Genomic DNA, 26,626 nt, shown 5'->3' with positions numbered 1-26,626 from the left:
CGCCGTCCCGCGCCCCGCCCGGAGCCGGCCGGCGGACCGTGCTTTGGAGTATCTGTGTCTTCGTACGAGAACAAGCTGTCCCGGCGCGCCTTCACAGGCGCCGTCGGCGTGACCGCGGCCGCCGCCGCCACGGGGCTGGGAGCCGCCCCCGCCCAGGCCGCCGAGGGCCCGCAGGCGGGTCCCGCCGAGCGGGATTTCCGGGCCTCCCGGGTCCGTCCGTCGCGCCGCCCGAACATCCTGTTCATCCTCGGTGACGACCTGGGCTGGGCCGACCTCTCGGTGTACGGCTCCCCGCACATCAAGACCCCGAACCTGGACCGGCTCGCCCGCCAGGGCGTCCGCTTCACCGACGCCTACTCGGGCTCCGCCACCTGCTCGCCGACCCGGTTCAGCCTCTACACCGGCCGCTACCCGGCCCGGACCAGGGGCGGGCTGGCCGAGCCGATAGCCGACAAGTCCGTCGGCCTGGAGCCCACCCACCCCACGCTGGCCTCGCTGCTGAAGGCGTCCGGGTACGCGACCGCGCTCATCGGCAAGTGGCACGCCGGCTACCTGCCCGACTACAGCCCGACGAAGTCCGGCTGGGACGAGTTCTTCGGCAACTTCGGCGGGGCCCTGGAGTACTACTCCAAGCTGGGCCTGGGCGGCGAGTACGACCTCTACGAGGGCGACGCCGAGTACAAGGACCTGCGCTACTACACGCGGATCATCACCGAGCGGGCGAGCGAGTACGTCTCCCGCGACCACCACGGCAAGCCCTGGCTGCTGAACCTGAACTTCACCACCCCGCACTGGCCGTGGATCGCCGACGGGGACACCGCGGAGAGCGCCGAGATCGTCCGGCGCATCAAGGCGGGCGACGGGCGCGCCCTGTGGCACCAGGACGGCGGCTCGGTCGAGAAGTACAAGGAGATGGTCGAGGACCTCGACCGGTCGGTCGGCGAGGTGCTGAAGGCCCTGAAGCGCTCCGGCCAGGAAGAGCACACCGTCGTGGTGTTCTCCAGCGACAACGGCGGCGAGCGGTTCTCCTACAACTGGCCGCTGTCGGGCAACAAGGCCTCGCTCCAGGAGGGCGGCATCCGCGTGCCGAACATCCTGCGCTGGCCCGCGAGGCTGGACGGCGGCCAGGTCAGCCGCGTGCCGGTGTTCAGCCCGGACTGGACCGCGACCCTGCTGGAGGTGGCCGGTGCGCGCCCGCACCCGGCCTACCCGCTGGACGGCGTGAGCCTGGCCGGATACCTGCTGCGCGGCGAGAAGGCCGCCGAGCGGGACCTGTTCTGGCGGGTCCGCGGGGAGCGGGCCCTGCGCCGCGGGGACTGGAAGTACTACCGCGGCAAGACGGGCCGCGACCAGCTGTTCAACCTGGCCGGGGACATCCGCGAACAGGCCGACAGGGCGACCGTGGAGCCCGCCCGGCTGGCGGAGCTGCGCACGGCCTGGGAGGCCGTGGACGCGGGCCTGCTGCCCTACCCGGCGTGAGCCGGCCGGGGCGGGACGGGCGGCCGTGCACCGACCGCCCGTCCCGGACGCCCCGTCCCGGACGCCCCGCCCCGGACGCCCCGGCCCGGACGCGGACGGCGCTATTCGACGTCGGACGGCGCCTCGGCGATCAGGCCCTTGCCGTCCGCGGCGGTGAGGGTCAGCCGGCGGCCCTCGATCCCGGAGACGAGGGGTCCGCTCGCGAACAGGTCGGTCAGCTTCGCCTCGACCTCGCCCGCCGGGCCGTCGCACGCCATCCGCGTGGTGGTGAGCGGCCCGAAGGTGAGCCGGTCGCCGTCGCGAGTGACCTGGGCGCTGAACCGGTTGCAGCCGAGGGTCCCGCTCACGGACAGGTCGGCGGCGATGGTGAACCGCGCCGTGCCGGCGGCCCCGGCGGGCAGCGAGGACACCGACGTGCCGCTGATCAGGGACTGGACGGTCCATTCGACCGCGGTGAGCGGTGCGTCGGGGGTCGCGGGCGCCGAGGTCATGGCGATGGTGCTCCCGTCGGCGGTCTTCAGGGTGAGCCGGTCGGGCCCCCGGTCGATGGTCAGGCGCCCGGTGAACAGCTTGGCGAAGGCCGTCTCGAACTCCATGTCCGCGCAGGCCATGGTGGTCGAGGCGCCGGGGGTCACGGTCACCGCGGAGGTGCCCGCGAAGGAGACGGCCGCCGTGAAGCCGTTGCAGCCGTAGTTGCCCTTGACCTGGTTGTCGCCGAAGTCGAGCCGGGCCGCTTCGGGGGCGTGCAGGGTGCGGCCGCCCGTGGTCAGGGACTCGACGGCCCAGCGGCCCACGGGATCGGGGAGCACCGCGCCCGCGCCTTCCTCGGCCCGGCCGCAGCCGGCCGCGGCGAGCGCGAGGACGAGGGCCAGCCCCGCGGGGATGGAGACGTGCCGGAGGGTACGCATGCCCCTGGGACGAACGCGGTCTCCGGTCGGTTCCACCACGGCCGCGCCCCGCTCAGCGCATCAGCGGGAGCAGCGCCGACAGGTCGGCCCGTTCACCGCCGGCCCGCACGTGGGCCGCGTCGAGCGCCTCGGCCCATGCCGTACGGCCGGTCGCGAGCCGGATCCAGGTCAGCGGGTCGGTCTCCACCACGTTCGGCGGGGTGCCCCGGGTGTGCCGCGGGCCCTCGATGCACTGGACCACAGCGAAGGGCGGGATCCGTACCTCGACCGAACCGCCCGGGGCCTTCAGGGCGAGGGAGTCGGCGAGCAGCCGCGTACAGGCGGCCAGCGCCTGCCGCTCGATCGGGATGTCCAGTCCGGCGGCCCGGTTCAGGTCGTCGGTGTGGACCACCAGCTCCACGGTCCGGGTGACCAGGAAGTCGGCCAGGGTCATGTCCCCGATCCACAGCTGGAGCACGCGCCCGCCGGGGTTCGCCGCGAGCGCCTCGGCCATGGCGCCGGCCGCCCGCTCGTACAGCTCGGGCAGGGGGGCGCCGGTGAGGGTCTCCCGGGCCGCCTCGGAGATCTTCCCGGCGAGGGACGCGGTGGCGAAGGGCCATTCGGTCGCGGTCAGTTCGGGGACGGCGGCGGGCGGCCGGGCGAGGCCGGCGGCCAGCGAGTCCGCGATCCACGCGATGTGTGCGGCGAGGTCGGCGACGGTCCAGTCCCCGAGCCCGCTGGGGCGCTGCAGCTGCTCGGGCCCCAACTCCCTTACGGCTCGCCCGACATGGGCGAACTGCGCGGTCACGGCCGCACGGATCTTCACGGGGTCGTAGGCGCGCGGCTTCTTCCTGGCGGGCGGCATGCCCCGACCCTACTCGGGCGGCGGGAGCACGAGGCCGGTACATCCGCGCCGCGCGGCCGCGTCGGTGGCGTACGCCGTGAACAGCTCGTCGAGGCGCGTGCCGAGGACGGACCGGTAGCGGTACGGGACGGTCATCGTCAGGGTGGCCGGCCGGCCCTGGCAGGTCGCCGAGCCGTGGAGCACGTCGCCGAGGCGGCCCGCGGTGCCGGGGGCCACCGGGTCGGGGATCCGCTTGCCGGGGGTCTCGACCGCGAACGCGGCCGCGTCGTCGCCGAAGTAGGACCTGGTCCGGACCCACCAGGACGAGATCCGCAGGACGGCGTCCAGGTCCAGGTGGGCACGCTGCTCCTTGCCCAGCGTCGGATGGATGCGCCGGGTCGCCCCGGGACCCACGGCGAGCAGGCAGCCCTCCTCGCGGGCGGCTCCGCCGAGGGGCACTCCGGCCGCCCGGTCGGGCAGCGTTCCGCCGTCCGCCGTCCGCAGGTGGGCGGCGTACCAGCCGCAGCTGTCCGACCGGTCACCGGCTGCCGGACCGAGATCGACGACGGGTGCCGGCAGCCGGTCCGGGAGTTCGGGGAGCTGCGCCCGGCAGCCGTACTTCGCGGCGGCGCCCACGGCCGCCTGGCGGGCGAGGCGCGCCAGGACCGGACGGTCACCGGCCTCGTCCCGGGTGCTGGGGGAGGTGGCGGTCACGATCAGGGTCGTGGTGGCGGCCTCGGCCGGCTGCTCGCAGCGCGCCACGACGGTGACGTCGTCGGGGCCGTAGTCACCGAGCCGGCCGTCGCCGAGCGGCATCCGGTCCGGAAGCCTGGTCCGGGCGGTCATGTCGCCCTGCGAGCCGAGGCCCAGGGTGGTGAAGGGCTCGTCCGGGAAGTCTTCGACGGTGTGCAGGACGCGCTCCTGGGGCAGCCCCTTGATGTCGAGGGTGAACTGGCCGATCCGCACCTCCCGGCCGTGGCGTTCCTCCACGCGGCTCAGCACGCAGCCGTCCGGGATCCCCTCGAAGTCGACGGTGCGGGGCTCGTCGCCACCGAGCACCACCCGGTCGGTGCCCCCGTCCAGGCGCATGACCGCGTCGGCGTCCACCAGCCCGGCGCACGCCCGGGTGATCAGCCCACGGGAGGCCTTGGCGTACTGGTGGGTCGTGTACGTGTCGTGCAGCGCCCAGCCACCGAACACCACGCCGCCCACACCTGCCGTGCACAGCAGCAAATTGACCGCATTGCGCCATCGGCCCCGATCGGGCAACGGCCCGCCCCTGGACGGCCCCAGTGGTTCGAACATCCCCGCCCCCCGCTCTTGCACCTGCGATTCCGGCGCCGACCGTACCAACAGGGGCGGCGCCCCGGAAACCGCCGAGCCCCCGGCCGGTGGGGCAGGCCGGGGGCTCGTACGAAAGCGGCGGGATCAGGCCAGCAGGGCCGGGATCGTCGCCTCGTGGGCCTCGCGGAGTTCGGCCAGGGGCAGGCTGAACTCGCCCTGGATCTCGATCTCGTCGCCGTCCACCACGCCGATGCGGGCGACCGGCAGGCCGCGCGCACCGCACATGTCGGTGAAGCGGAGCTCCTCGCTGCGCGGGACGGCCACGATGGCGCGACCCGCGGACTCGGAGAAGAGGAACGTGAAGGCGTCCAGGCCCTCGGGGACCACGACGCGCGCGCCGTTGCCGCCCTTGAGGCAGGACTCGGTCAGCGCCTGGATGACACCGCCGTCGGACAGGTCGTGCGCGGCGTCGATCATGCCGTCGCGCGAGGCGGAGATCAGGATCTCGGCGAGGAGCTTCTCGCGGCCCAGGTCCACCTTCGGCGGCAGGCCGCCGAGGTGGTCGTGGACGACCTGGGACCAGGCCGAGCCGCCGAACTCGGCGGCGGTGTCGCCGAGCAGGTAGAGCAGCTGGCCGGCCTCCGCGAACGCCATCGGCGTACGGCGGTTGACGTCGTCGATCACGCCGAGCACGGCCACGACCGGGGTCGGGTGGATCGCGACGTCGCCGGTCTGGTTGTAGAGCGAGACGTTGCCGCCGGTCACCGGGGTGCCGAGCTCCAGGCAGCCGTCCGCGAGACCGCGGGTGGCCTCGGCGAACTGCCACATGACGCCCGGGTCCTCGGGGGAGCCGAAGTTCAGGCAGTCGGAGATCGCCAGGGGCTTGGCGCCGGTCGCGGCGACGTTGCGGTACGCCTCGGCCAGGGCCAGCTGCGCGCCCGTGTACGGGTCGAGCTTGGCGTAGCGGCCGTTGCCGTCGGTGGCCATGGCCACGCCGAGGTTGGACTCCTCGTCGATGCGGACCATGCCCGCGTCCTCGGGCTGCGACAGCACGGTGTTGCCCTGCACGAAGCGGTCGTACTGGTCGGTGACCCAGGACTTCGAGGCCTGGTTCGGGGAGGAGACCAGGGCCAGGACCTGCGCGCGCAGCTCCTCGGCGGTCTGCGGGCGGGGCAGCTTGCCCGCGTCGTCCGCCTGGAGCGCGTCCTGCCACTCGGGGCGGGCGTAGGGGCGGTTGTAGACCGGGCCCTCGTGGGCGACGGTGCCCGGGGGCACGTCCACGATCTGCTCGCCGTGCCAGAAGATCTCCAGGCGCTCGCCGTCGGTCACCTCACCGATGACGGTGGCGATGACGTCCCACTTCTCGCAGATCTCCATGAAGCGGTCGACGTGCTGCGGCTCGACGATCGCGCACATGCGCTCCTGCGACTCGCTCATGAGGATTTCCTCGGGCGAGAGCGTCGCGTCCCGCAGCGGGACGGTGTCGAGCTCGACGCGCATGCCGCCGGAGCCCGCGGAGGCCAGCTCGGAGGTGGCGCAGGACAGGCCGGCGCCGCCGAGGTCCTGGATGCCCGCGACCAGCTTCTCCTTGAAGATCTCCAGGGTGCACTCGATGAGGAGCTTCTCCTGGAAGGGGTCGCCGACCTGGACGGCGGGGCGCTTGGTGGGCTTGGTGTCGTCGAAGGTCTCGGACGCGAGGACCGAGACGCCGCCGATGCCGTCGCCGCCGGTGCGGGCGCCGTAGAGGATGACCTTGTTGCCGGGGCCGGAGGCCTGGGCGAGGTGGATGTCCTCGTGCTTCATGACGCCGATGCAGCCGGCGTTGACCAGCGGGTTGCCCTGGTAGCAGGCGTCGAAGACGACCTCGCCGCCGATGTTGGGCAGGCCCAGGCAGTTGCCGTAGCCGCCGATGCCCGCGACGACGCCCGGCAGGACGCGCTTGGTGTCGGGGTGGTCGGCCGCGCCGAAGCGCAGCGGGTCGACGACGGCGACCGGGCGGGCGCCCATGGCGAGGATGTCGCGGACGATGCCGCCGATGCCGGTGGCCGCGCCCTGGTAGGGCTCGATGTAGCTCGGGTGGTTGTGCGACTCGACCTTGAAGGTGACCGCGTAGCCCTGGCCGACGTCGACAACGCCGGCGTTCTCACCGATGCCGACGAGCATGGCGTCGTTCTGGGGGACCTTCTCGCCGAACTGCTTCAGGTGGACCTTGCTGCTCTTGTACGAGCAGTGCTCGGACCACATGACCGAGTACATGGCGAGCTCGGCGCCGGTCGGGCGGCGGCCGAGGATCTCCCGGATCCGGGCGTACTCGTCCTCCTTGAGGCCGAGCTCCTTCCAGGGCTGGGAGGCGTCCGGGGTTTCGGTGGCGTTCTTGACGGTGTCGAGGCTCATGCGCTGACCAGCTTCTTCAGGACCGACGTGAAGAACGGGAGGCCGTCGGTGCGGCCGGTCCCGATCAGCGGCTCGACCGCGTGCTCGGGGTGCGGCATCAGGCCGACGACGTTGCCCTCGGCGTTGGTGATGCCGGCGATGTCGCGGAGCGACCCGTTCGGGTTCACGTCCAGGTAGCGGAAGGCCACTCGGCCTTCGGCCTCCAGTTCGTCGAGCGTGCGCTCGTCGGCGACGTACCGGCCGTCCATGTTCTTGAGCGGTACGGAGATCTCCTGGCCGGCGGTGTAGTCGCCGGTCCACGCGGTCTCCGCGTTCTCCACCCGCAGCTTCTGGTCGCGGCAGATGAAGTGCAGGTGGTTGTTGCGGAGCATCGCCCCCGGCAGCAGGTGGGCCTCGGTGAGGACCTGGAAGCCGTTGCAGATGCCGAGGACCGGCATGCCGGCCCTGGCCTGCTCGATGATGGTCTCCATCACCGGCGAGAAGCGGGAGATGGCCCCGGCGCGCAGGTAGTCCCCGTAGGAGAAGCCGCCCGCGAGGACGACCGCGTCGACCTGGTGGAGGTCCTTGTCGCGGTGCCAGAGCGAGACCGGCTCGGCCCCCGCGAGGCGGACGGCGCGCAGCGAGTCACGGTCGTCGAGCGTTCCGGGGAACGTGACGACTCCGATGCGAGTGGTCACCGTCAGGCCTCGACCTTCACGGTGAAGTCTTCGATGACGGTGTTGGCGAGGAACGTTTCGGCCATCTTGTGGATGCGGTCGAGGGCGGCCTGGTCGACCGGTCCCTCCACTTCCAGTTCGAAGCGCTTCCCCTGACGGACGTCGGCGATGCCCTCGAAGCCCAGGCGCGGCAGTGCACGCTGCACCGCCTGGCCCTGGGGGTCGAGGATCTCCGGCTTGAGCATGACGTCGACTACGACGCGTGCCACTGGCACTCCCGATGAGGTGGTTGGTGCAAGGCGGTTCCATCAGCGTACCCGGCCGAAATTTCTACGCGGGTAGATATCCGGCGGCCTTGATCACCGCGCCGTTTCGGCTTCACCAACGCTTCGCAAAATCCGCAGGAAAACCACGTACCCGGCATTGCGGCGGGACACGCGGAGAGAATTAACTGAGCTTCGCAATGCAATGAGAATCGAGGTACAAAGGAATCAACCGGGATTCCGGTCGAAAGTTGCATTGCCCCAAAACATCCGAACAGGCGACATCGCCGCACGTCATGCAGGTGGCGGCGTCGCACGAAGGGACCGATATCCGTGGCGCAGCGCGTAGTGGTCACGCTCTCCGACGACATCGACGGCGGAGAAGCGGCGGAAACGGTCATGTTCGCCCTGGACGGTAAGTCGTACGAGATCGACCTCAATGCGGCCAACGCAAAGAAACTGCGGAAGGGCCTCGCGCCCTTCGTGGCCGCCGGGCGCCGCCAGTCGCGCTCGGGGAAGACCTTCAAGCACACCTCGGTCGCACCCGACCCGGCGGTCGTCCGCGCCTGGGCCCGGTCCAACCAGCACGACGTGCCGCCGCGGGGCCGCATCCCGAAGAAGATCTACGAGGCCTACAACGCGGCCCACTGAGGGCCGATTTGCCAAGGCCCCCCATCCGTCCGCTAGTGTGTGGATCACGCCGAGGGGCGAGGCCGCAGGTCAGAGCCTCCGAGGTCGTGCGGGTGTAGTTCAGTAGCAGAACATCCCTCTTCCAGAGGGAAGGCGCAGTGTGCGATTCCTGTCACCCGCTCTGCATGGCTTTCCGACCACTCCGGTGGATCGGGTAGAGTGATGCACGTACTGCCCCGGCAGTGCACTGCTTGCGGACGTAGCTCAGTTGGTAGAGCACCACCTTGCCAAGGTGGATGTCGCGCGTTCGAGTCGCGTCGTCCGCTCTGTAAGAAGAAGGCTCCGATCATTGCGATCGGGGCCTTCTTCTTATTTCCCCCGCCTCCGGCCACGGGGCTCCCTGACAAATGTCATCGCCGGTCGTGACAGCGCGCACTGCCGACCCGCCCCGGCCGCCGTGACGCTTGAGCCATGACTGACACCGTGATCGAAGCCCGGGACCTGCGCCGCGGCTACACCGGAGGATTCGAGGCCGTACGGGGCGTCTCGTTCTCCGTGGCGCGGGGCGAGATCTTCGCCCTGCTCGGCACCAACGGCGCGGGCAAGACCTCCACCGTCGAGCTGCTGGAGGGACTCGCCGCGCCGAGCGGCGGGCAGGTCCGCGTCTTCGGCCTCGACCCCCTCACCCGGCGGGCCGAGGTCCGGCCGCGCACCGGGGTGATGCTCCAGGAGGGCGGCTTCCCCTCGGACCTGTCGGTCACCGAGACGGTGCGGATGTGGGGCGGGGTCACCACCGGCGCCCGCCCGGCGGCCGAGGTGCTGGAGCTGGTCGGCCTGGCCGCACGGTCCTCCGTACGCGTGAAGCAGCTGTCCGGCGGTGAGCGGCGGCGCCTGGACCTGGCGCTGGCCCTGCTCGGCCGGCCCGAGGTGCTCTTCCTGGACGAGCCCACCACCGGAATGGACCCCGAAGGGCGCCGGGACACCTGGGCCCTGGTGCGCGAACTGCGGGAGCAGGGCACCACGGTGCTGCTGACCACGCACTACCTGGAAGAGGCCGAGGAACTCGCAGACCGGCTGGCGATCCTCCACGAGGGCGAGCTGGTGCTGTCCGGCACCCCGGCCGAGGTGACCGCCACCCGCCCGGCCCGGATCCGCTTCACCCTGCCCGCCGGGGTGCCCGCGGCCCGGCTCCCGCTGGCACTGCGGGCCGCCGCCTTCGGGCAGCGCGTGGAGATCCGTACCGAACGGCTCCAGGAGGACCTGACCGAGCTGCTCGGCTGGGCCCGGGAGAACGGCGTGGAGCTGGCCGGGCTCGACGCCCGGTCCGCCTCCCTGGAGGAGGCCTTCCTGGAGATCGCCCAGAACCGCCGGAGCGCCGGCGACCGCACCGACGACGACACGATGGCGGGGACCCGATGAACACGCTCACCCTCAACGCCGGCCGGATCACCGCGCTCGGCCGCTTCGAGCTCACCCTGCTGGTGCGCAACCGGGCCACACTCGGCGTGGCCCTCCTGATGCCCCTGCTGACGGTGTTCGTCCTGCGCTCCTCCCTCAGCGGCGTCGAAGGCGCCCAGGCCGTCGGCGAAGCCACCCTGACCGGCGGGATCGGCATGGTCCTGCTCCTCGTCGTCTACATGAACCTGGTCTCCGCCTACGTCGCCCGGCGCGAGGAGCTCGTCCTCAAGCGGCTGCGCACCGGCGAGGCCCGGGACCTGGAGATCCTGGCCGGGACCGCGCTGCCGGCCGCCTGCCTGGCCCTCGGCCAGATCGTCGTCCTCGCGGTCGCCGGGGCGGTCGCCCTGGACGTGCGCATGCCGCAGAACCCGCTGCTCCTCGTGGCGGCGGTCCTCGCCGGCCTCCTGCTGCTCGCCGCGCTGTCCGCGGTGACCAGCTCCTTCACCCGCACCGTGGAGACCGCCGGCCTCACCACGCTGCCGCTGTTCCTGGCGACCGTGCTCGGCTCGGGGCTGTTCTCGCCGACGGACGCGCTGCCCGACCTGGCCGCCTCGCTCTGCGAACTGCTGCCCCTGAGCGGCGTGATGGCCCTCGTACGGGCCGGCTGGAGCGGCGGCGCGGAGAGCGGGGACCTGCTGGGCGCCGGGCTGAACGCGCTGGCCTGGATCGTGATCAGCGTGTTTGCTGTCCAGCGGTGGTTCCGCTGGGAACCGCGCCGCTAGGACGAGTCGGGGGACGGGGCCGTGTCGAAGCTGACCGGGTGGTGGAAGAACCGCAGCACCGCGGGGAAGGTCGAGCTGTACACCCGGGGGTCGTTCTACCTCTTCGTGTTCCTGGAGATCCTCTCCTTCGGGCTGACCCCGCTGGCCGCCGCGGCCCCCGAGCGGACCTCCTTCGTGGTGCCCCTCTCGCTCTTCCTGATGATGTGCGTGCACGCGGTCCTGTGCGGCGTGCTCACCTCCCGGGCGCTGCACTGGGTGGTGGGACGGCGTGAACGCCCCACCCGGCTGGCGGTGGCCACCGCCCTGGTGACGGCGGGATGCATCCTGGCCGTCCTCACCCTGCGGACCACCGGCGGGTCCGAGGCGACCGTGGCACCGACCATGGTGGCCGGACTGGCCTGGTTCACCTCCGGATCGCTCGTCCTGTGCCTGAAGTCGGTCCGGCGGATGTGGTACGTCTCGGCGGCTGCGGGCGTCGCCACCGGGCTGGCCGCCCTGGGCCTCGGGATGCCTGTGGGGAAGGCGCTCGGGTACGCCGTCGGAGTACTGCTGGGAGGCCTGTTCTTCGGCGCCACCTGCGGGTTCTCGGGCTGGCTGCTGAGGACGGTCTACGAGCTGGACCGCTCCCGCGAGGTCCAGGCGCGGCTGGCGGTGGCCGAGGAGCGGCTGCGCTTCGGCCGCGACCTGCACGACGTGATGGGCCGCAACCTGGCCGTGATCGCCCTCAAGAGCGAGCTGGCCGTCCAGCTGGCCCGGCGCGAACGCCCCGAGGCGGTGGATCAGATGATCGAGGTCCAGCGGATCGCCCGGGAGTCCCAGCGGGAGGTGCGGGACGTGGTGCGCGGCTACCGGGAGGCGGATCTCGCGGTGGAGCTGGAGGGCGCGCGCGGGGTGCTGAGAGCGGCCGGGATGGACTGCCGGGTCGACTTCCGGCCGGACCGGGAGCTGCCCTCCGAGGTCCAGTCGGCGCTCGGCTGGGTGGTCCGCGAGGCCACGACGAACGTGCTGCGGCACGGGGACGCGCAGCGCTGCCGGATCCGGCTGACGGCTCCGGCGAGCGGGCCCGTGACGCTGGTGGTGGAGAACGACGGCGCGCCGGAGGCCCCTGCCGGGCCGCCCGGCTCGGGACTGGCCGGGCTGCGGGAACGGCTCGCCGTGCTGGAGGGGACGCTGGAGGCGGGGCTGGTCGGCGACGGCCGGTTCCGGCTGCGTGCGGAGATACCGGGCCCACGGCTCGATGGACTGGAGGTGCGGGCGTGAGCCCCGTACGTGTACTGCTCGCCGACGACGAGCACTTGATCCGCGGGGCGCTGGCCGCGCTCCTGGCGCTGGAGGACGACCTGCTGGTCATCGCGGAGGCGGCGTCCGGCCCCGAGGCACTGGCGATGGCACGGGCGCACCGGCCGGACGTGGCGGTGCTGGACCTGCAGATGCCGGGGGCGGACGGTGTGAGTGTCGCCACAACCCTGCGGGCCGAACTCCCCGACTGCAGGACGATGATCGTGACCAGTCACGGGCGCCCCGGACACCTGAAGCGGGCCCTGGCGGCGGGGGTGCGGGCCTTCGCCCCGAAGACGGTCTCGGCGCAGCGGCTGGCCGAGCTGATCCGGACCGTGCACGCCGGGGGCCGTTATGTGGACCCGGAGTTGGCGGCCGACGCGATCAGCGCCGGGGACTCCCCGCTGACCGCCCGGGAGGCCGAAGTGCTGGAGCTGGCGGCGGACGGGGCGCCGATCGCGGAGATCGCGGAGCGGGCCTCGCTCTCGCAGGGGACCGTCCGCAACTACCTGTCCTCGGCGGCCACGAAGCTGGGTGCCGAGAACCGGCACACGGCAGTGCGTCTCGCGAGGGAGCGGGGTTGGGTATAGTAGGTCTCGCCTTACGGCGCTTGCGGACATAGCTCAGTTGGTAGAGCACCACCTTGCCAAGGTGGATGTCGCGCGTTCGAGTCGCGTTGTCCGCTCTGTAAGGAAGAAGCCCCGGTCCTCGGACCGGGGCTTCTTCGTTTTCCTACGACCAGTCCAGGCCGGTCAGGCGCTCGTAGGCCTCGATGTACTTCGCGCGGGTCTGCGCGACGACCTGCGTCGGGAGGGCCGGCGGCGGCAGCTCGCCCTTGGGGTCCCAGCCGGAGGCCGCGGAGGCCAGCCAGTCGCGGACGTACTGCTTGTCGAAGGAGGGCTGCGAACGGCCCGGCTCCCACTGGTCGGCCGGCCAGAAGCGGGAGGAGTCCGGGGTCAGCACCTCGTCCGCGGCGACCAGCGTGCGGTCCTTCGGGTCGAAGCCGAACTCGAACTTGGTGTCGGCCAGGATGATCCCGCGCTCGCGGGCGATGTCCCGGGCGCGGCTGTACACGGCGAGGGTGGTCTGGCGCAGCAGCGCGGCCGTCTCGGCGCCGGTGGTGCGCGCGACCTCCTCGTAGGAGACGTTCTCGTCGTGCTCGCCGACCTCGGCCTTGGCGGCCGGGGTGAAGATCGGGCCGGGCAGCTCGGAGCCGTCCACGAGGCCCTCGGGGAGGCCGAGTCCGCAGACCGTGCGGGTCTGCTTGTACTCGGCGAGGCCCGAGCCGGTGAGGTAGCCGCGGGCCACGCACTCCACCGGGACCATGTCGAGGTTCTTGCAGATCAGCGTGCGGCCGGCCCAGTCGGCGGGGGCGCCGGCGGGCAGGTCGGTGGAGATGACGTGGTTCGGGACGAGGTCCGCGAGCTGGTCGAACCACCACAGGGAGAGCTGGGTCAGGACGCGGCCCTTGTCCGGGATCTCGGTGGGCAGCACCCAGTCGAAGGCGGACATGCGGTCGCTGGCGACCATGACGAGGCGGCCGTCCTCGTCCTGGTAGAGGTCGCGCACCTTGCCGGTGTGGAGGTGGACGAGGCCCGGAACCTGAACCGGCTCGGGCTTTTCGACGAATCCGGACACGGGGTCTCCCTGTGGTTCTGTATGAAGCGCACACCGATTCTCGCGCACCTGGCCGCCCTCCCGGGTACAGGGGTGGGTCGGCCGTGCGCGGCCGTGTCAGTCGTGCTTGCAGATCCGGTCGAGGAGATTGGCCGTCGCCCGCTGCACGCGCTCGTCGACGTGGCCGGGGCGATCGAGGGCCGGGGACCAGGCGAACGTGCCGGAGGCGAAGACCAGCGAACCGCTGGGCGCCCGGTAGAGGGAGGTCTCCTGGTGGCGGCGCTGCCCCTCGGTGTCGAGGTACGGGGAGTGCGCGAGCAGGATCCGGTCCTGGTGCTCGGGGAGCTGGGTGCGCGGGAAGTACCGGTCGGCCTCGCCCGCGACCAGGCCGGGCAGTTCGTCGTTCTCGCCGGCGCCGGTGGCGTCCCACAGCCAGTGCGTGGCGTTGCGCACGATCATCGGCGCGGGCTCGGGGACCCGGCCGGCGTACTGGATGCCGAGCAGCTGCTGCTCCGGGCGGTCGACCTCGCGCCAGAGGCTGGGGCGGCCCGGTCCGCGCCGTTTTCGGCAGGTGAGCAGCCGGTCGGCGACCCCTGAGGGCGAGGGGCCGAGCTCGACCTGCCAGTACATCGTGTTGGCGGAGAGGAAGACGAGCGAGGTCCCGTGGTTGCGGGCCCGCTCGACGGTGCGGCGCATCGGCGCCGACCAGTACTCGTCGTGGCCGGGGAAGACCAGGCCGCGGTAGCGGGTGGGGTCGACGCGGCCGGCGTGCAGGTCGCGGGTGTCGGCGTAGGCGATGTCGTAGCCGTAGCGCTCGGCCCAGCGGATGAAGTCGTAGGCGTGGCCGACGTGGAGGGGCAGGCCGGCGCCCGCGTAGGGCCGGTCGAAGGACACGGTGACGGCCGCGTCCTGCTCGCCGAGGAGCCGGCCCGCCTCGTCCCAGGCGTGGTAGAGGCTGGCGCCGGTCCGGCCGTCCTCCGGGTAGAGGTTGTAGGCCTGCCACGTGATGTCGGGAAGCAGGAGCAGCAGGTCGGCGGGGTGGTCGTCGCGGACCGTGAAGGGGATGTGGGAGCGGTAGCCGTCGCCGGTGGTGAGGACGGCGACGTACGCGCCGACGCTCCAGTAGGACGGGACCTGGAGCCGCCAGGAGAGCCACCAGTGGTGGCAGGAGACGGTGCGGTCGGCGGCGAGGGGGGCGGGCTGGACGATGCCGGAGAGGCGGGGGCTGGTGGTGATCTTCGAGGCGCCGTCGCCGCCGTAGTGGCCGATCCGGTAGACGTCGACGGAGAACTGCTGGGGCGGGTCGACGGTGATGTGGAAGTCGATGGCCTCGCCCGGGGCGACCGCGCCGGTGGAGGCGAAGCCCTTGATCTGGCGGTGCACGTCGTCGGCCGTGCGGGGGCCGCCGTTCCCGCGGGCCCGGGGGATCTGGCCGGTGCCGGCGGCCGCGGCGGCCGGGTCCACGTACCAGGGGACGACCTGGCCGGTGTCGTCGAAGTAGAGCTCGCTGCCCCGGAACCAGGGCAGGGGGCCCTGCCCGAAGGGGTCGTTCACCGCGTGCGCGAGCGCACCCGACTCCCAACGCCGGATCTGGTCCGTACCCATGACCGCTCCCCTCCCTCGCTCCCCGGCCGGCGTGCGTCGCCTCGGAGCGTGGCGCCCTTTGCGCCGGTACGGCGCTTCTCGGACATCCGCTTCGGGAGCATCCAGCCGCGACCGGTCCCAGCACATCACATTACGCACGCAGTCCGTCACCGTTCGTCGCGAATTGACGAGACCGGAACATTGAAGTCCGCTTGCGTGTGCGATCCGTCGCCCCTCCGGGGGCGGGGCAGGGGGTGTCTCAGACGAGCCGGACCGGCTTCTCCGTGCGGACGCCGAGGGCCGACAGCCAGTCCCGCAGGGGCTCCGGGTCGCCGTCCTCGACCAGGCAGAGCACGCGGGGGGCCAGGTCGGTCCGGCGGTCGCCGCCGACCAGCAGGACCGGTCCGTCGAGCCAGTCCATCCCGGGTGCGGCCCCGGCCGAGTCCACGGCCGCGCAGCACACCATCGCCGTCACGTGGTCGGCCAACAGGTCCCGGCCGCTGCGCGGCGGCTGGAGCGGGAACAGCGGTACGGCGTCCGCGCCGCGCGCCTTCCCGGCCCCGCCGGTCGTGCCCGCGGCCCGCTCCTCACGGGCCAGGTCGGCGCTGAGCCGGCCGGCCAGGGCCTCGCCGAGCGCTCCCTCTCCCGAGGCGCCCGTGAGGCAGCCCAGCACCCGCTCCAGCGTGGGCCCGGCGAAGCCGTCCGCGGCGGGGGGCGCCGCGGCGGCGGCTTCGATCGTCGCGGATCCCGCCGTAGCGGAGGGGCCGGACGGTACGGGTGAGCCGGAGGCACCCGCAGCGGCGGCGGGAGGCACCGAGGCGCCGGGGGCGGCGGAACCGGCACCGGCCGGGCTCACGGAGCCGGCGGACGCGGTGGGTCCGGTCGTTCTGGTCGTTCCGGTCGTTCCGGTCGTCCCGATCGGTCCGGCGGGCAGTCCCGCCGGGCCGGCGAGCGCGTCCAGCGCCGTGTGCAGGCGGGCGGCCTCCGCACGCCACTTGCGGTCCACGACCTCTTCCGGATACGCCGTCCACTCCACCGGGGACCATTGCGGCCCGGCTTCGGCCGGGCCGCCGTGGAAGAGCCGCGCTGCCAGCAGCGAGGTCGCCTCGTCGATCACGCCGGGCTGCTCCAGCAGGTCACAGGCGGGCCGCTCGCCGAGGCGCGAGGTGAAGCCCTCGGCCAGCCGGTCCCGCCGCGACAGCTCGGTCAGCGCCGAGACCACCCCGGCGTCCAGGTGCGCGGGCCAGCGGCCCATCCGCCAGGCGGGCAGGGCCACCCTGGTCAGCAGCCGGTCCCAGCCCGCGTAGGCGAGGCCGACCTGCTCCTGGGCGACGATGCGCAGCCCGTAGTCCACACCCTGTGCACGGTCCGACGCGGCGGCGGCCACCCCGCGCTCCATCTCGGCGGCGTCCGTCCGACACAGTCTCAGCAGGAGCCGGGCCGGCGCGGCGATCCAGCCGAGGCCCCGGCGGCTGCCCACGTCCACGGCCGCGTCCAGGCCCCGTACGAAGCCTCGGGCGTCGGCTATGTCCGGGTGCGCGGAAGGACCCGTGCCGGCGACGACCGGCGCCAGGACCGCCCGCAGCTCGGCGACCCGCATCCACCACAGGAACGGCGAGCCGATCACCAGCACAGGCGCCGCACCGGGCGCGGACTGGGGGCCGCCGGCTATGCCGCCGCGGCGGTGGGCCGCATGCGTGCGGTCCTCCAGCCAGCTGTCGCAGTCCGGCGTCAGGGCTATCGCCGAGGGCGGCGGCACGTCCATCCGGTCGGCAAGGTCCCGCACCAGCCGGTAGAGATCGGGGGCGGCGGCCTCGGACAGCGGCACCGTCGGCGTCACCGCCGGGCTCGCCCGCAGCACCACCGTGGCGAAGACCCCGCCGAGGAGCAGCACCAGCGCCGCGACCGCGCACACCACGAGCGTCACGGTGCCCCACGGCTCGCCGGCCAGCCGGCCCGTCGCCCGGGCGGCCACCAGCACCACCGCGAGAGCGGCGGGCAGCAGCGCGACGGCCAGGGCCCGGCTGCGCACGCGCAGCACGGCCAAGGCGCGGGACCGCGCGGACGGAACGCCCGCTTCCATGATCGAACCGATTCCGGACACGGCCGGTCTCACCCCCTCTGCCCTGCGGCTGCGTTGCTCACTCCCCCACTGTGACACCCGCCACTGACATCGCAAGGTCGGTGGGCCAAGTGCCGGAATGCTTGCGCCGCACCCTAGTTGGGGCACGCCCGGCCGTCAGGCAGACGAGGTGACGATCACCCGATGGAATGGCTTTGGGTAAAGGTGGATGCGTTCGAACGAGGCCGGATGCAGTCGCACGCGGACACGCCCGCGGGCCCGGGCGCAGGGGGTGCGCACCGGGCCCGCGGGTCCGTGGAGCCGCTGGTCAGCCGAGCCCGGCCGCCTTGGCGGCGATGTCCGTACGGTGCTGCGAGCCGTCCAGCCGGATGCGCGCGACGGCCGTATACGCCTTCTCGCGCGCCTGCGCCAGATCAGAACCGGTCGCCGTCACCGACAGCACGCGACCACCCGCGCTGACGACGGCGTCGCCCTCGCGCCGGGTCCCGGCGTGCAGCACGTAGGCGTCGGGCGCGTCCTCGGCGGCCACCTCGGCCAGGCCCTCGATCGGGTCCCCGGTGCGGGGGGTGTCCGGGTAGTTGTGGGAGGCGATGACGACCGTGACGGCGGCGTCCTCGCGCCACACGAGCGGCGGCTCGTCGGCCAGGGTGCCCTTGGCGGCGTTCAGGAGCACGCTCGCGAGCGGGGTCCGCAGCCGGGCCAGGACCACCTGGGTCTCGGGGTCGCCGAACCGGGCGTTGAACTCGATGACCCGGGTGCCGCGACCGGTGATCGCGAGGCCGGCGTAGAGCAGCCCCGAGAAGGGGGTGCCGCGGCGGCGCAGCTCGTCGACGGTCGGCTGGAGCACGAGCTCCATGACCTCGTCGACCAGCTTCGGGTCGGCCCAGGGCAGCGGGGAGTACGCGCCCATGCCGCCGGTGTTGGGGCCCTGGTCGCCGTCCAGCGCGCGCTTGAAGTCCTGCGCGGGCTGGAGCGGGACCACCGTGACGCCGTCGGTGATGGCGAAGAGGGAGACCTCGGGGCCGTCGAGGTACTCCTCGATGACGACGCGGTCGCAGCCGAGTGCGTGCGCGCGGGCCGCGTCCCGGTCCTCGGTGACCACGACGCCCTTGCCGGCAGCCAGACCGTCGTCCTTGACGACGTAGGGGGCGCCGAAGGCGTCGAGGGCCGCGTCCACCTCCTCCGGGGTGGTGCAGACGTAGCTGCGCGCGGTCGGGACCCCGGCCGCCGCCATCACGTCCTTGGCGAAGGCCTTGGAACCTTCGAGCTGCGCCGCCTCGGCGGACGGGCCGAAGACGGGGATGCCGGCCGCGCGCACGGCGTCGCCGACCCCGGCGACCAGCGGGGCCTCCGGGCCGACGACGACCAGGTCGGCGCCGAGTCCGGTCGCGAGAGCGGCGACGGCTTCGCCGTCGAGGGCGTCGACCGGGCGGAGCTCGGCCACCTCGGCGATGCCGGCGTTGCCGGGAGCGCAGTACAGCGCGGAGACGTCGGGGTCGAGGGACAGAGAGCGGCACAGGGCGTGTTCGCGGGCGCCGCCGCCGATGACGAGGACCTTCACGCTGCTCAGCCTAGCCCGGACGGCGGCGCCGCCTTCGTGCGGCCACCCAACTGGGGCCGCCTACTCGTTTGTGTATTCCTCCACAACGGTGGCTCCGAGCTCGCGCACGATCAGGTCGTGTCCGGTCAGCGCGCTCTCGACGAGGTCGGGGTCGTCGTCCTCCGCGAAGTCGTCCTCGGGAGCGACCGGCGGGGGCGCCTGCTGTACGGGGGGCTGCGGCGGGGAGACCGACTGCTGGGGCTGCTGAGGCTGCTGGGACGGCTGCTGCTGCGGCGCGGCCGGGGCCTGCGGGGCCGGGGCGTGCTGCTGCGGGGGCGGCGGGCTGTAGGCCGGGGCGGGCGCGGACGGCCCGCCGTACGACTGGCCGGGGGCGGATGCCGGGCCGCCGCCGCCCACGACGGCTTCGATCTTCCAGTTGACCTGGAACTGCTCGGCGAGGACCGCCTTGAGCACGTCCTCGCTGCCGCTGCTGGCGAAGTTGTCGCGGGCTCCGGCGTTGGGGAAGCCCAGCTGGAGGGTGGTCCCGTCGAAGCCGGTGACCTGGGCGTTCTGGCTGAGCAGGATCCAGGTGAAGCGACGGCGGTTCTTGACGGCCTCCAGGACGCCCGGCCACATCGCCTGGACCTGCCCGGCGCCGGCGGCCATGCCGGGGGAGGGAGCGGGTGCGGCGGCCGGGGCGGCCGGGGCGGCGGGCGCCGGTGCCGGTGCCGGGGTGGCCGGAACGTGCGCGGGTGCGGGCGCGCCCTGACCGGGCGCGGCCGCGCTGGGCCAGGCGCCGGGCGCGGAGGCCGCGGCGGCGGGCCGGGCGGCCGGGGCCCCGCCGCCGGGCTGCGCGGCCCCGGGCCACGCACCGGGCGCGGGCGCGGCCTGGACGGGTGCCGCGGCGGGCTGGGCCTGCACGGGAGCGACTTCCGGCTGTACGGGAGCGGCGACCGGCGCGGGGGCCTGCACGGGAGCGGAGACGGGCGCGGCGACCGGCGCGACGGGAGCCGGAGCCGGCGTACGGGCAGCGGCGGCGGCCCGCGCGGCGGCGGGACCCCCGCCAGGACCGGCGGGAGCCATGGCGTGCGCCTCGGGCCCGGGCACGTAGCCCATGGCGGGCGGCCCGGCGGCGAAGGCGGCGGCCCCGCTGCGCTCCAGGCGGTCCAGGCGGGCCTGGAATGACCGCTCGTCGTCGAAGGCGGCGGGGAGCAGCACGCGGGCGCAGATCAGCTCCAGCTGGAGCCGCGGCGAGGTGGCGCCCCGCATCTCGGTGAGGCCGGCGTTGACCAGGTCGGCGGCGCGCGAGAGCTCGGCGGCTCCGAACACGGACGCCTGGGCCTGCATCTTCTCCACGACGTCGGCGGGGGCGTCGATCAGCCCCTTCTCCCCGGCGTCGGGCACGGCGGCGAGGATGACCAGGTCGCGCAGCCGCTCCAGCAGGTCGGCGACGAACCGGCGCGGGTCGTTCCCGCCCTCGACGACCCGGTCGACGACCTCGAAGGCGGCAGCGCCGTCCCCGGAGGCGAAGGCGTCGACGACGGAGTCGAGGAGCGAGCCCTCGGTGTAGCCGAGCAGCGAGGTGGCCATGGCATACGTCACACCCTCCTCGCCGGCGCCGGCGAGGAGCTGGTCCATGACGGACATCGAGTCACGCACGGAGCCGGCGCCGGCGCGCACGACGAGCGGCAGCACGCCGTCCTCCACCTGGGCGCCCTCGCGTCCGCAGACCTCGCCCAGGTACTCCCGCAGGGTCCCCGGCGGAACCAGGCGGAAGGGGTAGTGGTGCGTCCGGGACCGGATGGTCCCGATGACCTTCTCCGGCTCGGTGGTGGCGAAGATGAACTTGAGGTGCTCCGGCGGCTCCTCGACCACCTTCAGCAGGGCGTTGAAGCCCGCCGAGGTGACCATGTGGGCCTCGTCGATGATGTAGATCTTGTAGCGGCTGGACGCGGGGCCGAAGAAGGCCTTCTCGCGCAGGTCGCGGGCGTCGTCCACACCACCGTGCGAGGCGGCGTCGATCTCGATGACGTCGATGGAGCCCGGCCCGTTCCTGGCGAGGTCGCGGCAGGACTGGCACTCCCCGCAGGGGGTCGGAGTGGGACCCTGCTCACAGTTCAGGCACCGGGCGAGGATGCGCGCGCTGGTGGTCTTTCCACACCCGCGCGGCCCGCTGAACAGGTACGCGTGATTGACCCGGTTGTTCCGCAGGGCCTGCATCAGGGGTGCAGTGACATGCTCCTGACCGATGACCTCGGCGAACGACTCGGGGCGGTAGCGGCGGTACAGCGCAAGGGACGACACGTCTACGAGGTTATCCGGGCCCACCGACAACAGCGGCCCGCCGGCGCCACGAAGGCCCCCGGAACGCAAAGCGCCCCCCACGCACCCGCCAGAGCCCACTTACCCTTGCTGCCTTCCGGCCCTGGGGGAGTTGGGTGAGATAGCGCCACGTGAGGGGCTGGCCCCACCCTAGCGGATCCACGCCCCCGGAATCGACCCCGCCCCCGCCCGCGCCCCCGATCCGACCCCGCCGGATCCCCGCCGGACGATCACGTTCGCGAGCACCCCTCCACGTCTTGTATTGTTTGCGGCGGAGGATTCGCCTAGAGGCCTAGGGCGCACGCTTGGAAAGCGTGTTGGGGGCAACCCCTCACGAGTTCGAATCTCGTATCCTCCGCCAGTGCCTCACCGGGCACGATGTCGAAAAGCCCCGCTGCTTGCAGCGGGGCTTTTCGCTTGCCCCGTCTCAGTTTCCGTCTCAGTTGGGGTCGGGAGCCTCCTCGGCGGCACCCCAGAGCGCGTCCCCGATCTGCTTGGCGACGTTCTTGAGCATGGGTCCCGTCACGTGCATGTACCGGGCCCTCATCCTGGAGAAACTGCTGGCGGGCGCGACCTGGGAGGAGCTGCGCGCCATGCTGGTGGCACTTGGTATCAAGCCGCCGAGCACCAAGCAGCAGCGACTGGCGGCCCTGGTGGAACACCACAGCGACCCGGAAGCCGTCGCCGAAGTCGTGGCACGGGCTCCCGCGATCACCCGGAAGCTGCTCGCCCGCCGAGCGGACTCCACCACGGGGCAGCGGCAGTTCATCATGTTCGGGTCGCCCGGACCCGAGCTCGAACCCGGCGCGCGATGGACACTCGACCGGGGACTCCTGATCGTGGACCGCCACCGGTACGGCCCCGCGCGCCCCCGTCGCCGAGACCGCCGACGGAACCGTACGCATCGAGAAGAAACGACCGCAGAGGGCGGCCGCCCCCTTACCGACCCCGCGACGGGCCGACGCGGGCGCCGATCGCCGCAACGCGGTCCGCGACACCACAAGGAAACCGGCCACCGCAGACCCGAAGTCCTTGGCCGCCCGCCTGCTCACCGCTCCATCGACCACCCCGGACCCCGACCCTTCGGCGGCGGAGTCCCGTTCGGAACGGACACCGAGGAGGTCGTCGCCGGGTGGGCGAAGCGGTTGTCCTACACCGATGTCCACCAGCTCGCGCATGCCATCGACACCGGAACGCCCCTCACCGTCGAATACGTCGCCACCTCTGGCAACCGGACCGTGCGCACCCTCAGCCGCCTCGAACTCGACCCGCCCTACCTCGAAGCCTGGTGCCACCTGCGAGAAGACGAACGCGTCTTCACCCTCTCCCGGATCCACAGCGTCATGCCGACGTGAACGTCCATCCAGCGCTCCTGGATCTCGGCCCGAGGGACGTCCCCAGAGTCGATGAACCATAGTAGGTATACTTGTCTCCATAGTTGATATAAGGAGGTGCACATGAGCCGGACAGTGATTGATCTCGATGACGAGCTGGTGGCAGAGGTAGCCAAAGCCCTGGGGACCAGCACCAAGAAGGAGACGGTCAACACAGCCCTGCGCGAGGTACTGGAGAACAGGCGGCGGGCACTGGCCCTGACCCGCCTGCGCGCCGCCGCCGACGAAGGCGCGTTCGATCTGACACTCTTCGAGGACAAGCGGAACTACCGACGGTGAACGCCGCTCTCTACCTGATCGACACCAGCGCCCTGGCCCACTTCATGCGGGGCGACGCGGAGCAGTACGGCTGGGACCAGGCAGCGGCCGCCGGCCTGATCGCCACGTGCCCCATCACCGAGCTGGAGTTCTTCTACAGCGCCCGATCGGCTGCCGACCGGGCACGCGGCATCGAGGACATGCGGCTGCTCTTCGGCTGGGTCTCCGTCGACGACCGGGCTTACGACCGGGCCTGGCAGGTCCAGGAGGCCCTCACCAAGCAGGGCAAGCACCGCAGCGCAGGTGCGGTGGATCTCGTTGTCGCCGCGACTGCCGAGTTGCAGGGGCTCACCCTCCTGCACCGTGATCACGACTTCGAATGCATCGCCGCGGTAACCGGCCAGCCCCTCCAGTGGTACGGCCCGGAGGGCCGCAAGTAGTCGACGGGTGGTTGCAGTCCTGGTTGCGTTCGCCTCCGCCCGGGACCGTTTGGGCGAGGCCTCCCTGGACAGTCCGCCGCAGGTCAGGACAGGCACGACCCCCGCCGGACCCCCGTACGAACATTTGGAAAGCGTGTTGGGGACAACCCCTCACGAGTTCGAATCTCGTATCCTCCGCCAGTGCCTCACCGGGCACGTCGTCGAAGGGCCCCGCTGCTTCCAGCGGGCCCTTCCGTCCAGTCCCGGGAGGCGGACAGCGTGCCGTCCTCGTTGAGGTCGTGGCCCGCCGCGGTGTTCCCCGTCCGGCCGCCGGGCAGGTCGCCGGCGTCGAAGCCGGTGCGCGACAGCCCCAGCGGCCGCAGGACGAGCTCGGCGACCGCCTGCTCGTACGTCAGGCCGGTGACCTTCTCGATGATCCGCCCGGCCAGGTTGAACCCGGCCTGGCTGTACGAGGCCCGGGCGCCGGGCGGCGCGATCAGCTGCAGCTCCGCCATCGCGGCGACGAAGCCGGCCAGCGCGTCGTCACCGTCACTGGTGTCGGCGATGACGTTCCAGTCCAGGCCGGCGGTGTGGTTGAGCAGCTGCATCACCGTGATCTCCGCCGCGGCCCGCTCGTCGGCGAGGACGAGCTCGGGGACGTACCGGCGCACCGGCGCGTCCAGCTCCACGCGGCCCTCCGCGACCAGCCGCATCAGCGCGGTCGCCGTGTACGTCTTGGTGACCGAACCCAGCTGGAACAGGGTGTTCCGGTCCACCGGGACCGGGTCGGCGGCGCCCGCGTCGGTCACGCCGTGGCAGGTGTGGATCTCGCGGCCGTCCACCCACACGCCGACGGCGGCGCCCGGGATCCCGAACGCGGCGGCCTCCGCCCGGACGCACTCGGCCAGCGCGGCCTGCGAGATCTGGTCGTTCCTGCTGCTCATCACGTTTCTCCCGACTGTCGCCCCCTTGGTGAGCAGGACGATGCCCGGACGTGCTGACAGGCCGCTGACAGCCCGCTGAGCCCCCGGCTAGCCGACGTAGGCGTCGAGGGCCGGGAAGCAGACCGCGTTGTCCGCACTGCAGATGTACTGGTCACCCGGGGTGCTGACCCCGGTGGGGCGCTCGTACGTCAGGAGGCTCAGCGTCCGGCCCGAGGCGAAGGCGGCCGTGGCGTCGTGGACCGGGCCCATGTCGGGGCCGGGAGCGGCCGCGCCCCGATACCCGTACGGGCCGTGGCCGCCGTCCACGACGGCGAAGAAGACCGTACGGGCGCCGGGCGCGCCGCCCTTGGTCACCAGCCGGATGCCGACCCGCGCCCAGGACTTCGGCAGGGGCTTGCAGCTCGTCTCCGCCCGGGCCCCGCGGATCACGGCCAGGCAGTAGTTCCGGTCGTCCGGCATCCAGGCGAGCTCGCCCGCGCCCTCCGGACCGCGGTTGATCACGATCACGGCGGCGTCGTCCGGCACGGCCGCGGCGGATGCACGCCGGACCGCCGCCAGGAGCGGTTGGTCGGCGGCCGTGGCCCTGCCGTCCCCGACCGGCTCGGCGGGCCCGGACTCCGACGGCGGCTCGGGCGGCGCCGAAGGCGTGGGGGAGAGCGAGGGCGACGCCGGAGCGGAGGCGGAGGCGGAGGGAGAAGGCGGCTTCGGCGAAGGCCAGGGCGAAGGCGCGGCCGTGGCCGTGGCCGTCGGCAGCGCCCGCGGTGACGGCGGCGGCGCCGGGGGCATCGTGCACGAGGCCGTCGCCAGCACCGCCAACCCGCAGCCGGCCGCCGCCACGGCCGCCGCACGTCTTCCACGTCTCATCGGATCCGCCCCCGCACGCTCGAACTCACTTATCAGGGGCGAAGTCTGCCGGGTCGGACGGCGTCACGGCCCGGCGGGGCACGCGGCCGGGATCAGCCGAAGCTCGGCATCTCGCCGACCGTCGTCGACAGGTCGATCACCGCGAAGGCGGCGCCCTGCGGGTCGGAGACCGCCGCGAACCGGCCGAACGGGCTGTCCATCGGGCCGAAGTGCAGCTTCCCGCCGTGCTTCTGGGTCTTCGACACCGCCTCGTCGCAGTCCGGGACCCCGAAGTAGACCTGGATGTACGGCGGAACCTCCGGCGGGAAGTCGTCGTCCATCTTCATCCGGCCCAGCACGGGCCGCCCCGGGTCGCCGGCGCTGAAGACCATGAAGTCCATGTCGGCCGCATCCGGGTCGTCCATCCGCTCGGCGCTGTACGGGAAGACCTTCGTCAGGAAGGCGTCCGGCTTGGCCGGCTCCCGCGTGAAGACCTCCGCCCAGGCGTAGGAACCCGCCTCGCCCATCTTTTCGAAGCCCTTGTGCTCGCCCGGCTGCCAGACGCCGAAGACGGCGCCGCTCGGCTCCTTCGCGATGAGCATCGTCCCGAAGGATCCGACCTGCATCGGGCCCATCAGGACATCGCCGCCGTTCGCGGTCACCTTCCCGGCCGTGGCCGACGCGTCGGCCGAGGCGAGGTACAGACACCACTGCGAGGGGGCGTCGACCCCGGGCATCGGCGGTACGACGGCCGCGACGGCCTTGCCGTCCGAGTAGGCCTGCGTGTAGTTGCCGTACTCGCTGCTGGACTCGCCGAAGGTCCATCCCAGCACGTCGCCGTAGAAGGTCTTGGCGCCCTCCACGTCCCTGAACATCGCGTCCACCCAGCACGGCGCGCCTTCGGGGAACTCAAACATGATCGATCGACTCCTCGGCTCGTTCCTCGCTGTCGTCGTGACTCACGCTAGGCGCGCGGTGTGCCGACCGCGCGGGGAGCGCGCCCGCGCGGGACGCTGGAGCCATGGACAAGGACATCACCATCCGGTTGGCACAGCAGCCGGAGGCCGACGCGCTCCTCGGCCGGAGCCCGCTCGCAGCGCTCGTCGGCATGCTGCTGGACCAGCAGGTGCCGATGGAGTGGGCGTTCTCGGGTCCCTGGACGATCGCCCGGCGGCTAGGCTCCGACGACCTGGACGCGCACGCCATCGCCGCGTACGACCCAGAGGCCTTCGCCGCCCTGCTCTCCGAGAAGCCGGCCGTGCACCGGTACCCCGGGTCGATGGCGACCCGGATCCAGCAGCTGTGCGCGTACCTGGTCGAGCACTACGGCGGGAACGCCGAGGCCGTCTGGGCCGACGCCGCCACGGGGCAGGAGCTGCTGGGGCGCCTCAAGGCGCTGCCGGGCTTCGGGGCGCAGAAGGCGCAGATCTTCCTCGCCCTGCTGGGCAAGCGGTTCGGGGTGCGGCCGACGGGCTGGCGGGAGGCCGCGGGCGGCTACGGCCAGGCGAACGTCTACCGTTCGGCGGCCGACATCACCGGGCCCGAGTCCCTCGCCAAGGTGCGCGCGCACAAGCAGGAGATGAAGGCCGCCGCCAAGGCCGCGAAGGCCGCAGGCGGCTCCTGACCCGCTTCGGCCGTTTCCGCTCCGCCCCTGGTCAGGCGGGGGAACAGCCACAATTGACCGGCCGTACGGGGTCCTGATTGACCCCTGTCACCGGTCGATCAGG

At 72.7% G+C, this 26,626-nt stretch carries 24 protein-coding genes, 4 tRNA genes, 1 other RNA gene and 1 pseudogene; 14 read left to right on the top strand and 16 right to left on the bottom strand.

Going from position 1 to position 26,626, the window contains the following annotated elements:
- The first annotated feature begins 54 nt into the window (after positions 1-54).
- Positions 55-1,479 (top strand): sulfatase-like hydrolase/transferase, encoded by a 1,425-nt coding sequence (locus OHA91_RS20035; RefSeq protein ID WP_328739690.1) that lies wholly within the window; start codon positions 55-57, stop codon positions 1,477-1,479.
- 101 nt (positions 1,480-1,580) lie between these two features.
- On the opposite strand, the gene OHA91_RS20030 is transcribed toward OHA91_RS20035, so the two are convergent.
- From OHA91_RS20030 to purS, 6 genes are all read right to left on the bottom strand, one after another.
- On the bottom strand, positions 1,581-2,387 hold the full coding sequence (locus OHA91_RS20030; protein ID WP_031156362.1) for an META domain-containing protein: 807 nt from the start codon (positions 2,385-2,387) through the stop codon (positions 1,581-1,583).
- A gap of 52 nt (positions 2,388-2,439) precedes the next feature.
- Positions 2,440-3,231, bottom strand: coding sequence for a maleylpyruvate isomerase family mycothiol-dependent enzyme (locus OHA91_RS20025; RefSeq protein ID WP_031156359.1), 792 nt, complete (start codon positions 3,229-3,231; stop codon positions 2,440-2,442).
- A 9-nt stretch (positions 3,232-3,240) separates the two neighbouring features.
- Positions 3,241-4,413, bottom strand: a complete 1,173-nt coding sequence (locus OHA91_RS20020) for a hypothetical protein (protein WP_328739689.1) — start codon at positions 4,411-4,413, stop codon at positions 3,241-3,243.
- A 225-nt stretch (positions 4,414-4,638) separates the two neighbouring features.
- Positions 4,639-6,888 carry a phosphoribosylformylglycinamidine synthase subunit PurL gene (gene purL, locus OHA91_RS20015; RefSeq protein ID WP_037633613.1) on the bottom strand — a complete coding sequence of 750 codons (2,250 nt, stop codon included), beginning with the start codon at positions 6,886-6,888 and terminating at the stop codon, positions 4,639-4,641.
- On the bottom strand, positions 6,885-7,565 hold the full coding sequence (gene purQ, locus OHA91_RS20010) for a phosphoribosylformylglycinamidine synthase subunit PurQ (protein ID WP_031156354.1): 681 nt from the start codon (positions 7,563-7,565) through the stop codon (positions 6,885-6,887). Before purQ ends, purL begins: the two co-directional genes overlap by 4 nt.
- A gap of 2 nt (positions 7,566-7,567) precedes the next feature.
- Positions 7,568-7,819 (bottom strand): phosphoribosylformylglycinamidine synthase subunit PurS, encoded by a 252-nt coding sequence (gene purS / locus OHA91_RS20005; RefSeq protein WP_008740952.1) that lies wholly within the window; start codon positions 7,817-7,819, stop codon positions 7,568-7,570.
- A 321-nt stretch (positions 7,820-8,140) separates the two neighbouring features.
- Between purS and OHA91_RS20000 the strand changes: the two genes are divergently transcribed.
- The 8 genes from OHA91_RS20000 to OHA91_RS19965 all read left to right on the top strand — a co-directional run bounded on the left by OHA91_RS20000 (position 8,141) and on the right by OHA91_RS19965 (position 12,580).
- Positions 8,141-8,458, top strand: a complete 318-nt coding sequence (locus OHA91_RS20000; RefSeq protein WP_031156352.1) for a histone-like nucleoid-structuring protein Lsr2 — start codon at positions 8,141-8,143, stop codon at positions 8,456-8,458.
- Between the two features lie 88 nt (positions 8,459-8,546).
- Positions 8,547-8,618: transfer RNA gene (locus OHA91_RS19995), tRNA-Gly, on the top strand.
- Between the two features lie 72 nt (positions 8,619-8,690).
- A tRNA-Gly gene (locus OHA91_RS19990) sits at positions 8,691-8,763 on the top strand.
- A gap of 145 nt (positions 8,764-8,908) precedes the next feature.
- Positions 8,909-9,856, top strand: coding sequence for an ABC transporter ATP-binding protein (locus tag OHA91_RS19985; protein ID WP_031156350.1), 948 nt, complete (start codon positions 8,909-8,911; stop codon positions 9,854-9,856).
- Positions 9,853-10,617 (top strand): ABC transporter permease, encoded by a 765-nt coding sequence (locus OHA91_RS19980; protein WP_328739688.1) that lies wholly within the window; start codon positions 9,853-9,855, stop codon positions 10,615-10,617. The genes OHA91_RS19985 and OHA91_RS19980 overlap by 4 nt, the downstream gene beginning before the upstream one ends.
- A gap of 21 nt (positions 10,618-10,638) precedes the next feature.
- Positions 10,639-11,877, top strand: coding sequence for a sensor histidine kinase (locus tag OHA91_RS19975; protein WP_031156346.1), 1,239 nt, complete (start codon positions 10,639-10,641; stop codon positions 11,875-11,877).
- Complete coding sequence (locus OHA91_RS19970; protein WP_328739687.1) at positions 11,874-12,485, top strand: response regulator transcription factor; 612 nt, start codon at positions 11,874-11,876, stop codon at positions 12,483-12,485. Before OHA91_RS19975 ends, OHA91_RS19970 begins: the two co-directional genes overlap by 4 nt.
- Positions 12,486-12,507: 22 nt before the next feature.
- Positions 12,508-12,580 (top strand) — tRNA-Gly (locus OHA91_RS19965).
- A gap of 47 nt (positions 12,581-12,627) precedes the next feature.
- Here the strand turns inward: OHA91_RS19965 and OHA91_RS19960 are convergent.
- The 6 genes from OHA91_RS19960 to ffs all read right to left on the bottom strand — a co-directional run bounded on the left by OHA91_RS19960 (position 12,628) and on the right by ffs (position 21,185).
- Positions 12,628-13,533: a phosphoribosylaminoimidazolesuccinocarboxamide synthase gene (locus OHA91_RS19960; protein WP_031156343.1), complete on the bottom strand. Its 906-nt coding sequence runs from the start codon at positions 13,531-13,533 to the stop codon at positions 12,628-12,630.
- A 96-nt stretch (positions 13,534-13,629) separates the two neighbouring features.
- Positions 13,630-15,117 carry a N,N-dimethylformamidase beta subunit family domain-containing protein gene (locus OHA91_RS19955; protein ID WP_266499676.1) on the bottom strand — a complete coding sequence of 496 codons (1,488 nt, stop codon included), beginning with the start codon at positions 15,115-15,117 and terminating at the stop codon, positions 13,630-13,632.
- Between the two features lie 238 nt (positions 15,118-15,355).
- Entirely contained in the window at positions 15,356-17,179 is a 1,824-nt protein-coding gene (locus OHA91_RS19950; RefSeq protein ID WP_266499944.1) for a M48 family metalloprotease, read from the bottom strand.
- Between the two features lie 307 nt (positions 17,180-17,486).
- Positions 17,487-18,740, bottom strand: coding sequence for a phosphoribosylamine--glycine ligase (gene purD, locus OHA91_RS19945; protein ID WP_031156337.1), 1,254 nt, complete (start codon positions 18,738-18,740; stop codon positions 17,487-17,489).
- A gap of 60 nt (positions 18,741-18,800) precedes the next feature.
- On the bottom strand, positions 18,801-21,023 hold the full coding sequence (locus OHA91_RS19940; RefSeq protein ID WP_328739686.1) for a DNA polymerase III subunit gamma and tau: 2,223 nt from the start codon (positions 21,021-21,023) through the stop codon (positions 18,801-18,803).
- Between the two features lie 63 nt (positions 21,024-21,086).
- Positions 21,087-21,185: signal recognition particle sRNA small type (gene ffs, locus OHA91_RS19935), an RNA gene on the bottom strand.
- Between the two features lie 129 nt (positions 21,186-21,314).
- On the opposite strand from ffs, the gene OHA91_RS19930 reads away from it, so the two are divergent.
- A tRNA-Ser gene (locus OHA91_RS19930) sits at positions 21,315-21,402 on the top strand.
- Positions 21,403-21,480: 78 nt separating this feature from the next.
- Here the strand turns inward: OHA91_RS19930 and OHA91_RS39880 are convergent.
- Positions 21,481-21,636, bottom strand: a complete 156-nt coding sequence (locus OHA91_RS39880) for a hypothetical protein (RefSeq protein WP_266499669.1) — start codon at positions 21,634-21,636, stop codon at positions 21,481-21,483.
- A 272-nt stretch (positions 21,637-21,908) separates the two neighbouring features.
- Between OHA91_RS39880 and OHA91_RS39875 the strand changes: the two are divergent.
- From OHA91_RS39875 to OHA91_RS19915, 3 genes and pseudogenes are all read left to right on the top strand, one after another.
- A pseudogene (locus OHA91_RS39875) lies at positions 21,909-22,396 on the top strand (WYL domain-containing protein); the annotation flags it as partial.
- A gap of 102 nt (positions 22,397-22,498) precedes the next feature.
- Complete coding sequence (locus tag OHA91_RS19920; RefSeq protein WP_031156329.1) at positions 22,499-22,714, top strand: type II toxin-antitoxin system VapB family antitoxin; 216 nt, start codon at positions 22,499-22,501, stop codon at positions 22,712-22,714.
- Entirely contained in the window at positions 22,711-23,133 is a 423-nt protein-coding gene (locus OHA91_RS19915; RefSeq protein ID WP_031156327.1) for a PIN domain nuclease, read from the top strand. The genes OHA91_RS19920 and OHA91_RS19915 overlap by 4 nt, the downstream gene beginning before the upstream one ends.
- 185 nt (positions 23,134-23,318) lie before the next feature.
- On the opposite strand, the gene OHA91_RS19910 is transcribed toward OHA91_RS19915, so the two are convergent.
- The 3 genes from OHA91_RS19910 to OHA91_RS19900 form a co-directional block, all read right to left on the bottom strand.
- Complete coding sequence (locus OHA91_RS19910; RefSeq protein ID WP_328739684.1) at positions 23,319-24,056, bottom strand: serine hydrolase domain-containing protein; 738 nt, start codon at positions 24,054-24,056, stop codon at positions 23,319-23,321.
- Between the two features lie 87 nt (positions 24,057-24,143).
- Positions 24,144-24,920 (bottom strand): hypothetical protein, encoded by a 777-nt coding sequence (locus OHA91_RS19905; RefSeq protein ID WP_266499666.1) that lies wholly within the window; start codon positions 24,918-24,920, stop codon positions 24,144-24,146.
- Between the two features lie 92 nt (positions 24,921-25,012).
- Positions 25,013-25,816, bottom strand: a complete 804-nt coding sequence (locus OHA91_RS19900) for a VOC family protein (RefSeq protein WP_031156319.1) — start codon at positions 25,814-25,816, stop codon at positions 25,013-25,015.
- A gap of 104 nt (positions 25,817-25,920) precedes the next feature.
- Between OHA91_RS19900 and OHA91_RS19895 the strand changes: the two genes are divergently transcribed.
- Positions 25,921-26,523, top strand: a complete 603-nt coding sequence (locus tag OHA91_RS19895; protein WP_031156316.1) for an HhH-GPD-type base excision DNA repair protein — start codon at positions 25,921-25,923, stop codon at positions 26,521-26,523.
- The last annotated feature ends 103 nt before the right edge of the window (positions 26,524-26,626 follow it).

The organism is Streptomyces erythrochromogenes (assembly GCF_036170895.1).
Taxonomy (GTDB): Bacteria; Actinomycetota; Actinomycetes; order Streptomycetales; family Streptomycetaceae; genus Streptomyces; species Streptomyces erythrochromogenes.
This window is presented reverse-complemented; position numbering and strand designations above follow the sequence as displayed.

What these genes read in the sequence shown, in the direction of transcription:
- OHA91_RS19905 (WP_266499666.1), bottom strand. Translation starts at nt 24,920, where the DNA reads ATGAGACGTGGAAGACGTGCGGCGGCCGTGGCGGCGGCCGGCTGCGGG.
- OHA91_RS19950 (WP_266499944.1), bottom strand. Translation starts at nt 17,179, where the DNA reads ATGGAAGCGGGCGTTCCGTCCGCGCGGTCCCGCGCCTTGGCCGTGCTG.
- OHA91_RS20025 (WP_031156359.1), bottom strand. Translation starts at nt 3,231, where the DNA reads ATGCCGCCCGCCAGGAAGAAGCCGCGCGCCTACGACCCCGTGAAGATC.
- OHA91_RS19895 (WP_031156316.1), top strand. Translation starts at nt 25,921, where the DNA reads ATGGACAAGGACATCACCATCCGGTTGGCACAGCAGCCGGAGGCCGAC.
- OHA91_RS20030 (WP_031156362.1), bottom strand. Translation starts at nt 2,387, where the DNA reads ATGCGTACCCTCCGGCACGTCTCCATCCCCGCGGGGCTGGCCCTCGTC.
- OHA91_RS19980 (WP_328739688.1), top strand. Translation starts at nt 9,853, where the DNA reads ATGAACACGCTCACCCTCAACGCCGGCCGGATCACCGCGCTCGGCCGC.
- OHA91_RS19985 (WP_031156350.1), top strand. Translation starts at nt 8,909, where the DNA reads ATGACTGACACCGTGATCGAAGCCCGGGACCTGCGCCGCGGCTACACC.
- OHA91_RS39880 (WP_266499669.1), bottom strand. Translation starts at nt 21,636, where the DNA reads ATGGCGCGCAGCTCCTCCCAGGTCGCGCCCGCCAGCAGTTTCTCCAGG.
- OHA91_RS19920 (WP_031156329.1), top strand. Translation starts at nt 22,499, where the DNA reads ATGAGCCGGACAGTGATTGATCTCGATGACGAGCTGGTGGCAGAGGTA.
- OHA91_RS19900 (WP_031156319.1), bottom strand. Translation starts at nt 25,816, where the DNA reads ATGTTTGAGTTCCCCGAAGGCGCGCCGTGCTGGGTGGACGCGATGTTC.
- OHA91_RS19910 (WP_328739684.1), bottom strand. Translation starts at nt 24,056, where the DNA reads ATGAGCAGCAGGAACGACCAGATCTCGCAGGCCGCGCTGGCCGAGTGC.
- OHA91_RS19955 (WP_266499676.1), bottom strand. Translation starts at nt 15,117, where the DNA reads ATGGGTACGGACCAGATCCGGCGTTGGGAGTCGGGTGCGCTCGCGCAC.
- purL (WP_037633613.1), bottom strand. Translation starts at nt 6,888, where the DNA reads ATGAGCCTCGACACCGTCAAGAACGCCACCGAAACCCCGGACGCCTCC.